6 protein-coding genes are annotated in these 11,860 nt (G+C 72.9%); 4 read left to right on the top strand and 2 right to left on the bottom strand.

Annotated features, from left to right (window positions below):
- Nucleotides 1-31: 31 nt before the first annotated feature.
- Together ACFV57_RS09000 and ACFV57_RS08995 are read right to left on the bottom strand one after the other, a co-directional pair.
- The gene (locus ACFV57_RS09000; protein ID WP_385227490.1) at nucleotides 32-3,409 is read right to left on the bottom strand and encodes an amino acid adenylation domain-containing protein; all 3,378 of its coding nucleotides are present in this window, start codon (nucleotides 3,407-3,409) and stop codon (nucleotides 32-34) included.
- Nucleotides 3,410-3,423: 14 nt separating this feature from the next.
- Entirely contained in the window at nucleotides 3,424-6,057 is a 2,634-nt protein-coding gene (locus ACFV57_RS08995; protein WP_385227488.1) for a Pls/PosA family non-ribosomal peptide synthetase, read from the bottom strand.
- Nucleotides 6,058-6,451: 394 nt separating this feature from the next.
- Between ACFV57_RS08995 and ACFV57_RS08990 the strand changes: the two genes are divergently transcribed.
- The 4 genes from ACFV57_RS08990 to ACFV57_RS08975 all read left to right on the top strand — a co-directional run bounded on the left by ACFV57_RS08990 (nucleotide 6,452) and on the right by ACFV57_RS08975 (nucleotide 11,664).
- Entirely contained in the window at nucleotides 6,452-9,175 is a 2,724-nt protein-coding gene (locus ACFV57_RS08990) for an ATP-binding protein (protein WP_385227485.1), read from the top strand.
- A gap of 211 nt (nucleotides 9,176-9,386) precedes the next feature.
- Nucleotides 9,387-9,980 (top strand): MSMEG_1061 family FMN-dependent PPOX-type flavoprotein, encoded by a 594-nt coding sequence (locus ACFV57_RS08985; protein ID WP_385227482.1) that lies wholly within the window; start codon nucleotides 9,387-9,389, stop codon nucleotides 9,978-9,980.
- 147 nt (nucleotides 9,981-10,127) lie between these two features.
- Entirely contained in the window at nucleotides 10,128-10,922 is a 795-nt protein-coding gene (locus tag ACFV57_RS08980) for an SDR family oxidoreductase (RefSeq protein WP_385227480.1), read from the top strand.
- A 583-nt stretch (nucleotides 10,923-11,505) separates the two neighbouring features.
- On the top strand, nucleotides 11,506-11,664 hold the full coding sequence (locus ACFV57_RS08975) for a hypothetical protein (RefSeq protein WP_385227477.1): 159 nt from the start codon (nucleotides 11,506-11,508) through the stop codon (nucleotides 11,662-11,664).
- Nucleotides 11,665-11,860: the final 196 nt, after the last annotated feature.

The raw sequence follows: 11,860 nt of genomic DNA, 5'->3' as shown, positions 1-11,860 counted from the left end.
AGTGGCGGGCGGTCTGGTCGCTTCGGCGCCTTCAGGAGGAGGCGAGGAGTTCGGCAGCGCGCTGTACCGCACGCGCCGTGTCGGTGGGCCGGGTACGTGGGAAGAAGTGGCCGCCTGCCGTCAGGGCGTACAGGTCGACGTGCTCGGCCAGCGCTCCCCAGTCGCGGTACCGGTGCCGGAACCGTTCCGTCTGCGGGTCGTCCGCGGCGAAGACTGCGGTGAGTGGCGTGGAGAGCCTTGCGGCGGGCGGGGCGGTCAGGGCGTCGGCGAAGTAGTGGTGCGCGGTGCGGCGGTCGTGCCGGGAGACTGCGTCGAGGTGCTTGTCCGGCAGTGCTGCCGTGGGTGCGTCCGGGCTGGTGGAATCGGTACGGACACCGCCGTCCGCGACCGGGGCGCCGGCGATCGCGGCGTCGGTCCGCCCGGCTGCTTCGCCGGAGGTGACACGCCTGCTGCCGCTGTCGCCGGGCAGCTGCGCGGCGATGAACAGCCGTCGGGCCCCCGTGCCGCGTTTCTCCAGCAGCCTGGCCGTTTCCACGGCGTACGCGGCCCCCGAGGAGTGCCCCCACAGCAGCACTTCGGTCAGTCCGAGCCGGGCGGTCTCGGCGACGATCTGTTCGGCGGCCTGCCCGACGAGCCGCGAGGGCGAAGCGGACGGGTCGAACGGCGTGTCGCGGCCGGGCAGCTCGACCCCGTAGACGGCCCGTCCGCTCCCCCGCAGTGCGTCGGCCAGCGGCTGGAAGTCCGCAGCGGCGCCGCCCGCCCACGGGAAGCACACCAGGGCGGCCGCGTGCGCGCCGTCCGGTTCGGCCAGGGGCCGCAGCAGCCCCGTAGCCGGCCGGGTCCTGCTGTCGAGCACTTCCGCGAGGTCGGCGAGGACCGGGTGCCGGGTGACGTCCTTGAGGGAGACCGCGCGGTCCAGGAGGATCGCCAGCTTCACCGCGGCCAGCGAGGTGCCGCCCCGGTCGAAGAAGTGGTCCAGGCGGCCGATGCGGTCCGGCGGGATGCCGAGGGTCTCGGCCCACGCGGTGGCGAGCCGCCGTTCGGTGGGCGTGTTCGGGGTGTGGCGGTGGCCGTCCGCCTCGTCGAGTCCGGCGGCGAGGGCCGCGAGGGCCTTGCGGTCGGTCTTGCTGTTGGCGGTCAGCGGCAGGGTGCCGCCGCGCCAGTGGAAGGCCGACGGCACCATGTACGCGGGCAGCGACCGCGCCAGCCGGCCGCGCAGGAGGTCGGTGCCGAGGGTTCCGGGGCCGCAGTAGAACGCCACCAGGCGCGCGCCGTGACCGGCCCGTTCGGTGACGACCACGGCGCCGTCGCGGACGCCGGGCACGCGCAGCAGGGCGTTCTCGATCTCGCCGATCTCGATCCGGAAGCCCCGGACCTTGACCTGGCTGTCCCGGCGGCCCAGGAACTCCAGCTTGCCGTCGGGCCGCCAGCGCCCGAAGTCGCCGCCCTGGTAGAGGCGTTGGCCCGGCCGGTAGGGGTCGCTGCCGAAGCAGGCGCGGGTGCGCTCGGGGTCGTTGACGTATCCGCGGCCGACGCAGACGCCGGAGAAGACGATCGCGCCGGGGGCGCCGAGCGGGACCGGCGTCAGGTGCGCGTCGACGACGTAGAGGCGCACGTTGCCGACGGGCGGGCCGAGCGGCACCCGCGCCCCGTCCGGTGCGCGCCGCATGACCTCGTGGTTGGTGTCGTCCGAGGTCTCGGTCAGACCGTACGCGTTGACCAGGGCGGTGCCGGGCCGGGCGGCGAACCAGCGCTGCGCCAGTTCCGTCTTCAGCGCCTCACCGGTCGCGGACACGTACCGCAGGTCGGGCAGGTCGCGGGGGTGTTGCTCCAGGTAGGACAGCACGGCTTCCAGATACGACGGTACGACCTGGAGGACGTTCACCCGGCCCTCGGTGATCCGGTCGACGAACCGGGGGACGTCCAGCACCGCCTCCTGCTCGACCAGCAGGGTCCGGCCGCCGACGAGCAGCGCGGCGATCAGCTGCCACAGCGAGATGTCGAAGCACTGGGGCGCGGTCTGGGCGACCACCTGCCCGGGGCCGATCTCCAGGTCGTCGATCTTGGCGTAGAGGTGGTTGAGCAGACCGGCGTGCTCGCACATCGCGCCCTTGGGCTCGCCGGTGGAGCCGGAGGTGAAGTAGATGTAGGCGAGTTGGTCCGCTGTGACGCGGATACCGAGGCCTGGGTCTTTGTCCGGGTCGGTGCCGGTGCTGATGCCGATGTTCGTGCCGGTGTCGGCGTTCGGTTCGGTGCCGGTGCCCGCATCGCCGTTCGTACCGGCGCCGGTGTGCCGCTCCCCGTACGCCGTGCCGATGGTCAGGGCCCGGACCCCGGGCCGGGACTTCAGGGCCTGGTCGAGGGTGGTGGTGCTGCCGGGCTCGGTCAGGACGAGGGCGCAGCCGGCGCGGGAGAGCGTGGTGGCGATGCGGTCGGCGGGGAAATGCGGCTCGATCGGCAGGTAGACACCGCCGGCCTTGAAGACGGCGAGGACGGCGGCCATCCAGTCGAGGTTCCGCTCGGTGACCACCGCGACGACTCCTTCGCGGCGCAGGCCCCGGGCCAGCAGGGCGCGGCCGATCCGGTTGGCGCGGGCGTTGAGTTCGCCGTACGTCCAGCTCCGGTCGCCCTGGACGGCCGCGACGGCGTCGGGGTGTGCGGCCACCCGCTCTTCGAAGAGTTCGTGTGCGCGGCGGTCCGGCAGCTCCCTGCGGGGGCCGGCGAGTCCTTCGAGCTGGTGGCGGAGTTCGTCGGCGGACAGCAGGCTCTGGCGGGCGTGCCCGGCGTGCGGGTCGGCGGCGATCAGTGCGAGGGCGGTGAGGTGGTATCCGGCGATCCTGGCGGCGCATTCCGCGTCGAGCGCGTCGGTGCGGTGCCGCAGGCGCAGGGTGAGACGGCCGCGGCGCAGGGCGACGCCCGCCGACAGGACGAGGCCGTCGGGGAGCCCGAGACCGGTGTCGTGCGGGTCGAAGACGGTCTCGAACAGCGGCTCCGTCAGCCCCAGTTCACGCGCCAGCCGGTCGGCGGGGAAGTCCTGGTGGGCCAGCAGCCGCGACTCGGCCCGGCGGGTGTGCAGCACCAGGGCCCGCCACGAGTCGGGGGTGACCGTCAGCCGGCAGGGCAGCGGCCGTCCTCCCTCCGACGTGGTGTACCCGGTCGTGATCTCCGGTTCGCCGGTCAGTGCGGCGAGCACCTTGGCGTGTGCCGCCAGCAGTACGGAGCGCAGCGGCACCGCCAGTTCGTCCGCGACCCGCTGCAGCGCCGTGACGAGTCCGGCCGGTACCACTGCCGCGTGCTCGGCCACGCCCGGTACGGGGCTGCGGGTCCACCGGGGGACGGCGGTGAAGCCGCCGCCGTCGAGCACGCCGCGCCAGAACGCGCGGTCGGCTTCCTGTGCTGACCTTGCCATCGGGCTTCCTCCGCTCAGTCCGTACGCTCGGTGTGGTGGGCCGCCGGTGAACCGTTCCGTGCGGCGCGTGCGGTGTCCTGGCCGACGGGCCGGGCGGGCGGGGCGTGGTCGTCGGGCATCTCCCTGGCGGGGTTGCCGCCCCACCGCGCGTCCGGGGGCACCTCCTCGCCCTTCATGAGGAAGGAGTCGGGCGCGAGCGCCGCGCCGTCGCCGACCGTGACGCCGTAGTGGACGAGGGCGCCGACGCCGAGGGTGCAGCCGGAGCCGACGGTGGTGCGGTCGGACTTGAAGGTGCCGTCCTCCTGGGAGTGGCACTGGATGGTGCTGCCCACGTTGAGCGTGCAGTGGTCCCCGAGGGTGACGAGAGACCGCTCCGGTATGTCGCAGCCGTCGTCGTACAGCTGCCGTCCGAGCCGCAGGCCCAGCCCCCGCCAGAACAGGCTCTTGAACGGGGTGCCGTTCAGGAGGCGCAGGGGCGCCGCGTGGAGCTTCCAGAATCGTTCGTGCAGCCAGAAGTACGGCGTGTAGATCGAGCAGTAGCGCGGGCTCTGCCGCCGGAAGCCGGTGACGGCGCGTTCCACACCCACGGAGTAGGCGACGGTGAGCAGCACGCCGAGGACGGAGGCCAGGGCGATCGCCGCGGCGCCGAGCGAGTGGTAGAGGTCGGTGGCGGCCCAGGCGAGCAGGGTCAGGAGGTAGACCTGCCCCCACCGGGCCAGCAGGAACAGGCCCATCGTGCGCAGGTTGTAGGCGTTCTTTGCGGCCAGGTGGCGCCGCAGCTCGTCCCCGTCGCGCAGATGGTCGAAGGCGGCGTCGCGCTCGACGGACCGCGGGATCTCGAAGCTGGGCGAGCCGAGGAGGCCGACGCCCTCCCGGACGGGGCCGTCGAGGGGGACCGCGACCTTCGTCGCGAGCAGGCAGTTGTCGCCCGTCCTGCCCCCCGGCGGGTAGCAGACGGTGTTGCCGAGGAAGTTGCGCGGTCCGATCGTGACGCGGGAGAGCCGGAAGGAGGTACGGGAGTAGTCCGCGTTCATGATCGACAGGCCGTCGGCGATCATCGTTCCGCTGCCGACCGAGCTGAGGTACGGGGATTCGTGTTTGACGCCCGTGCCGAAGTTCGACCCCGTCTGCTCGACGCGGGACAGGTCGTATCCGAGGCGGCCGAGGTAGCCGACGATGTAGGAACTGTCGCCGAAGAGCGTCGTGAAGAACTTGATGTTGGTGATCCGCGCGACCGTGCGGTGCAGCGAGTAGTGCAGACCGTACAGCGGGTAGGCCCGGCCCGGTTCGATGACGAGGTGGAGCAGCCGGGGCAGGGTGACCACCGCGAGCAGACCGGCGAGCAGCGCGCCGAAGAAGAGCGCGAACGACGCCACCAGCGCCTCGCCGTAGAACGACCAGCTCGTCAGGGCCAGCGGCCCCGAGTCCACGAGGGCGGCCAGTTGCGGCACTTCGGCGAGCAACATGCCCACGCCGCCGATGGCCAGCGGCAGATACACGAGCAGCATGGTCAGCAGTTGCAGGACGGCGTAGGGGGTACGCGGGGCGCTGCGGCCGGTCGCGGCGAGCGGCTGGTAGTTCACGTCGGTGCGCTGCGCGGGCGAGCCGTGCCAGTGCTCCCCGGCGGGCACGGTTTGGCCCGGGTGGAGGGAGGAGGCGTGGCCCAGCCGGGCGCCGTCGCCCAGCGACGACCCGATGTCGAGCACGGTCGCCTCGCTGACGAGCACGTCCCTGCCGAGGACGACCGTGCCGGTGCGGATCACCCCGGCGTGCGCCCGGTAGCAGGTGAGGTACGCGTCCTTGCGGATGACCGTACCGTCCCCGACGGTCAGCAGGTCGGTGCAGACGGGTACGTGCTTGGACAGGATGGTGACGTCCCGCCCGATCTTCGCGCCCAGGGCCCGCAGGTAGCCGACGTAGAGCGGTGAACCGGCGAACAGGACCAGCGGGTTCGTCTGGACCAGCGTCCTGACGGCCCAGAAGCGGAAGTAGGCCGGGCTCCAGACGCGTATCTCCCGCGGCGTCCACCGGCCGACGAGCAGCCATTTGGCCAGGACCGGCAGGGCACACAGCCCGAGGAAGCTCACGGAGCCGAAGAGGACCGCCCGCACGTAGATGCCGCCCGCGCCCGACGCGGTGGACGCCCAGTCGTAGCCGAGAGCGGTGACGACGGCGGCGAGGTAGGAGTAGCCGAGGAACGTCAGGAACTGCACGGCTCCGCAGAGGACGTACCCGGGCGTGCCGACGGGGCGCGCGCTCCGGCGCGTCGGCCCGGGTGACGCCGGGGCCGCGGGCGGGGGCGCCGCGAGGGCCGCGGTCCGGTCCGCGGCCGGCTCCGGGGTGGTGTCGGCGAGGGCAGCCGCCAGGTCGGTGATCGTCGGGTACCGGTAGATGTCCTTCATCGACACCGACGGGAGGCCCGCGCGCTTCCTGACCCGGGCACAGAAGTGGGCCATGAGCAGCGAGTCCGCGCCCAGGTCGGTGAAGAAGTGGGCGTCGGCCGGGACGCGCTCGACGCGCAGGACGTCGGCGAGCACCGCGGCGAGGACGGTGACGGGGGCGGGCGGCCCGGCCGGGTCGACGGGCCCGCCCGGGTCGGCGTCTGTGGCTGTTCCGGCTGCTGGCGCCTCGGCGGATTTTCCCACCACGTGAGCTCCTCGGAGTAGCGGGTTCCGGGGCCCGGCGGATCGGGTCCCTCGCCGACCTGGGCGTGAACGGAGCCGGGACACTGTGAGAATTCAAGTAACGCGCGGATGAACTACCCCGGGCCGGGCTCCGCGGCGGGGCCGTAGGCCGTAGCGGCGGTACGACCACGGCGGCCGGACCACCGCCGCGGGCCGCCGCTCCGGGCTCCCCTTTCACCGAGGGCGCCGCAGTCCCCGCCCGCAACCGGCCGGTCCGTCACCGCCGTATACAACCCACAGGTCGGGCCCGTTACCCGCGAGGAACGAACCTGTTTTCGATTGTTTCGCCAGCGGGCGCGAACCTATTCTCGCGAGCGGGGGGTGCGCCTCGATGCGCCGCTCGGTTGGAGCGTCGAACATGGTGTCTGCCGGAGGACCGGAAGACTTCCCCGCGCCGCTGACGACCTTCGTCGGTCGTCGGCGGGAGGCTGCCGGGGTCTGTGCACGTCTGGAACACAACCGGCTGGTCACCCTGACCGGAGCCGGGGGCGCGGGCAAGAGCCGCCTCGCCATAGAGGTGGCCACGAGCCTCGCGTCCCGCTACCGGGACGGGGCGCGCTTCGTGGACCTGGCGGGGCTGGGCGATCCGCAGTTGCTCGCCCACGCCGTCGCGGCCGGTCTCGACGTACAGGAGCAGGCGGGCAGATCACTGCCGGACGTACTGGCCGAGCGGCTTCGCGACGCGGCCATGCTGCTGGTGCTGGACTGCTGCGAACATCTCGTGGAAGCGGTCGCGCAGCTCGTCCTCCCCTTGCTGTCCGCCTGCCGGAGCTTACGCGTCCTGGCGACGAGCCGGGAGCGCCTCGGCATCCCCGGCGAAGCGCTCTGGCTGGTCACGGGCCTCGCCACACCCCCGGCACACGTCGGCGGTACGGAGATCCTGGAGTACGACGCGGTGCGCCTGTTCGCCGACCGGGCCGCGGCCGTCGAGCCGGGGTTCGCGGTCACCGCGGCGAACGCGGCGGCGGTGGCCGACATCTGCCGGAAGCTGGACGGGCTGCCGCTGGCCGTCGAACTGGCCGCGGCGCGCGCGAACGCCCTCGACCCGGCGCAGCTCAGCAGGTGGCTGGACGACCGGTTTCGCTTCCTGGCCTGGGAGACCCGGGCTCCGCTGCGCCGCCACCGGACGCTGGACAGCGTGGTCGAGTCGAGCTACGCCCTGCTCAGCGATCCCGAACAGATCCTGTTCGAGCGGCTGTCGGTGTTCGCGGGCGCCTTCACCCTGGACGCCGCCGAGGCCGTGGCCGCGGACGAGTCCGGCACCGCCGACCTCGGGGGCCTGGTCCTGCGGCTGGTCGACAAATCGCTGGTGACGGTCGTCCCCCAGCAGTCGCCCGCCCGGTACCGGCTGTTGGGGACCCTGCGCGCGTACGGGCTCGCGCGGCTGCGGCAGCGCGGCGGGCTCGCCTCGCCGTCCACGCAGCATGCCGCGTACTTCCAGGACCTCGCCGAGCAGGCCTGGGAGCGGTTCCGGGGCCCGCGCCAGGCGGTGTGGCTGGACCGGCTCAAGGCCGAGCACGACGACCTGCGGGCCGCTCTCGAATGGCTCATGACCTCCCACGACGTCGACGGCGCGGTGCGCCTGGCCGGCGCCCTCGCCTCCTTCTGGGACCTGCAGGGCCACTACGCCGAGGGGCGCGTCTGGCTCGAACGGGCACTGGACGCCGATCACGCCGCCGCCGCCAAAGGGCGCGTACGGGCGCTGAACGGGCTGGGTCTCCTCGCGGTGATCCAGGGGGACCTGGAACGGGCCTGGCTGTCGTGCTCCGAGGCCGAGCGCCTGTCGCGGCGCGACGGCGACCTGCCCGGCCTGGTGTGCGCCCTGCAGTACCTGGGGTTCGGCGCGCTCCTGCTGGGCAACGCGGACGCCGCGGCGGAGACGCTGGGCGAGTCGCTGGCGGCCGCCCTGAAGACCGACGAGCCGTGGCTGATGGGCTGGTCGTACCTGTTCCTGGCCATGGTGGAGGTCACCCGCAGCGACTTCGCGCAGGCGGAGCACCACGGCAGGACCGCGTTCCGCCTGCTGTGCGAGGCGGGCGAGCCGAAGAGCATCGCCTGGGCCGAACTGACCCTCGCCACCGCTTCCTGGGGCCTGGGCGACGTCCACGAAGCCCGCTGCCGTACGGGGGAGGCGCTGCGCCTGTTCCGCAAGCTCGACGCCGCTTGGGGCCTGGCCGAGGTCTTCCAGATCACCGCCATGCTGGCCGTGTCGCAACACCACTACGAGCAGTCCGCCGCGCTGTTCGGGGCCTCGGACACGGCCCGGAAGAAGTCCGGTGCCGCGCTGCTGTCCTTCTACAAGGGATGGCGGGCGGCCGGTATCGCCAAGGCGCGTACGGCACTGGGCGACCGGCGTTTCGAGGCGGCGCGCGATCGCGGGCGGCAGTGGTCACTGGACGCCGCCGAACTGGCCACCGCGACCGAACTGGGTACGGACCCGCCGCTCCCGCCGCCCGTCGCGCCGGAGCCGTCCGGCAACCGGAAGGCCCGCACGGTGGCGCCGCAACAGGCCTCGCTGCACAAGCAGGGCGACTACTGGGCGCTCGCCCACGAGGGCCACGTCGTCCACCTCAAGCACACGGTGGGGCTCGGCTATCTGGCCCGGCTGCTCGCCGAACCCGACCGGGAGTTCCTGGCGCGCGAGCTGGCCGCGGCCGACCGCGGCCCGGCCCGCGGCGTGCCGCCGGCAGCGCGGGAACCGGCGTACCCGGGGGCGGGCGACGCCGGCCCGGCCCTGGACGCCCGGGCGAAGGCCGCCTACCGCAGGCGCCTGCGCGAGCTGGCCGAGGAACTGGACGAGGCCGAACGTTTCCACGACACCGGCCGCGCCGAACAGGCCCGCGTCGAACTCGACGCCGTGACCGAACAGCTCGCCGGCGCCGTCGGCCTCGGGGGCCGCGACCGCCGGGCCGCGTCCGACAGCGAGCGGGCCCGGCTGAGCGTCACGAAGGCCCTGAAGGCCGCGGTGAAGCGCATCTCCGCGCACGCGCCCGTCCTGGGGCTGCATCTGGAACGCAGCGTACGGACGGGCGCGTACTGCTCATACGCGCCCGATCCCGCGACGCGGATCGTGTGGCAGTAGCGGACTCCGGCCGCTCGTCGGGGCGCGGCCGGTGCCGCCGCGGGCCGGCAGGTCCAGAGGCCAACAGGCCCGCAGGTCGAACACGCGCCACACGGACCCCACCGGGCACTCAAGTAAGGTAAGCCTAACGCCGCCCCTCGCCGGCCGAGACGCCGGAAACGGAAGCCAGCCCTCCGCCCGGTCCTGCCCACCGCCCCTCCAGGAGTTCCCGTTGCCGACCGCCGCCACCCACGACCAGCACGCCACCGGCCACGACCGGTCCCCCGCCCCCTCCGACGCCACCGGCCGCACGGGTCACGTCGAGCTCCACTCCGCCGAGCACCTCCGCGAACTGCTCGGGGAACCGCACCAGTTGGTCATCGACAAGGTCACCCAGCGGCTGACGCAGGACGACCTCGATCTCCTCGACCGGTCCCCGTTCTGCCTGCTGTCCACGTCCGACGCGCAGGGCAACTGCGACGTCTCCCCCAAGGGCGACGGGCCGGGCTTCACCCACGTACTGGACGACACCACGCTGGTCCTGCCCGACCGCCCCGGGAACCGGCGGGCCGACAGCTTCCACAACATCCTGGAGAACCCGCACGCCGGACTGCTCTACCTGATACCCGGCAGCAAGGACATCCTCCGCATCAACGGCAGGGCCCGCATCCTCACCGACGCGCCGTTCTTCGACGCCTTGGCCGTCAAGGGGCAGCGCCCCGCTCTCGCCCTGCTCCTCGACATCGACGAGATATACCGCCACTGCCCCCAGTCCCTGCGCCGCGCCGGCCTGTGGCAGCCGGAGACCTGGACCTCGCCCAACTGACCGCGCCCCACGGGCGACAGCCGCCGCGGGGCAACCGGAAACGCGCACGCAAGACGGACGGTACCGGCCCGTCGCCGATGCCCCGCGCCTGGCAGTATCAGGGGCGACAGAACAACCAGATGGTCCGTTTCACCGAGAGGGTTCCCCGTGAGTGATGCGACTCCCATCCCCGTTCGTTCACCGCTGCCGAGCGCCCTGTCCGGCACGACCGCCCTGCTCGTCGGCGGGAGTTCGGGCATCGGACTGGCGGCGGGCGTCCTGCTGCGCTCGGTCGGTGCCCGCGTCGTACTGGTCGGCCGTGACCCCGACCGGCTGAAGGCCGCCGTCGCCCGGGTGCGCGGTGCGGGCCCCGCCGAGGACTCCGACGACGCCGTGCTGGGCGTCGCCGGGGACGGCGGCGACGAGCAGACCCTCACGGAGGCCTTCGACAGGGCGGGGCAGGTCGACCACGTCCTCGTCACCTCGGGCGGCACGGTCGGCGCCGGACCGGTGACCGGACTCTCGGCGGACGACATCCGTACGGCCTTCGACTCCCGCCTCCAGGCGCTTTTCGCCGTCGCCCGCGCGGCGGCGACCCGGCTTCCCGCGGGAGGCTCGCTCACGTTCAGCTCGGGAATCCTCGTGGTCCGCCCCCTTCCCGGAATCGCCGCCCCGCTGGCGGCCGGCGGCGCCGTGGAGACCCTCACCAAGGCCCTCGCCGTGGAACTCGCTCCCGCCCGGCTGCGCGTGAACACCGTCCGCTTCGGCCGGATCGACACCCCTCTTCTGCGCTCGTTCCCCGGACTGGACTCCGACGAAGCCGTCGCGGCCGCCGGATCGGCCGCTCCCCTCGGCCGCTTCGGTACCGCCGAGGAAGCCGCCGCCTCGGCCCTCTTCCTCATGGCCAACCCCTACGTCACCGGCCAGACCCTCACCGTCGACGGCGGCGAGACGCTCGTCTGAGCTTCCCGAGCCCCGGGCGGTAGGTTCCTCCACTCCGCTGTGGCCGAAAGCCGACCGCCCGTAGGGCGGGACCGCCTGCCGTGGGCCGTTCCGGTGGGACAGTGGGCGTCGGAACGGGCTCCCGATGGCGGTGCGGCGCCGTCGCCCCGGTACGCCACGCCGTTTCCGGACATTCTCCAGAAAACGGCGTGGCGATGTTGAGATGGGTGTACTCGGCCTGGGTGCGGGGTGGTGGTACGGGCCTAGGAGCTGTCATGTATTGCAGCCGGTGTGGTGCTCAGGTCATTCAAGGACCGGATGGCGGATGGTCGTGCAACTGTGGAGCGTCCGGATGACGGAAACCGAACCAGGTATGGGTGGCGCGGGTACGGGGGATGTGGCCGCGCGGTGGCCGGAGTATTTCACCACCGCGCCGTGCCCGCGGTGTCAGACGGCCAACGACGGACTCAACGGCCGCTTCGCGTGCGATGCCTGCGGCCATGCGTACTCCTTCCACCAGCCGCCGTGACCGGTGACCGGCGGGCCCGTCCGCCTGTCCGGACACGGCCTCCTTGAATCGCCGGGGGCTGGGTAGAAGGTGTATGTGGAATATGTGGTGGTGCTGCTGCTCGTCTCGGTTGTCGTCGGCGGGCTCGTGCTCTTCGTCATAGAAGCCGGAGTGCGGCGTACGCGCTCCATGGCCGCTCGCGACGACCAGGAGATCAGCGAGCTGCACCGTCGATACGGCGAGGGGCGGTGGTGACGCTTCCTCAGAGTGAGGGGCGGTGGTGACACCCCTTCACGGCGAGGGACGGTGCTGACGCCTCCTCACCGACAGGGCGGCAGCGGGACGGCGACCCCCCAAAATAAAGGGCCGGGCGCCGCCCCCCAGCCGCAGTTCACATCCACCCACCCCGCCCCCCGGGACCGGCGCCGCGGGCGGGAAATACCAACCCGGG

Source organism: Streptomyces sp. NPDC059788, from assembly GCF_042732265.1.
In the GTDB taxonomy this organism is placed as follows: Bacteria; Actinomycetota; Actinomycetes; order Streptomycetales; family Streptomycetaceae; genus Streptomyces.
The sequence above is the reverse complement of the archived record's forward strand: the minus strand, read 5'-3'. Positions and strand labels throughout refer to the sequence as shown.

Bases quoted from the DNA above. Each gene is read 5' to 3' on its own strand.
- ACFV57_RS09000 (WP_385227490.1), bottom strand. From the start codon at position 3,409: ATGGCAAGGTCAGCACAGGAAGCCGACCGCGCGTTCTGGCGCGGCGTG.
- ACFV57_RS08990 (WP_385227485.1), top strand. From the start codon at position 6,452: ATGGTGTCTGCCGGAGGACCGGAAGACTTCCCCGCGCCGCTGACGACC.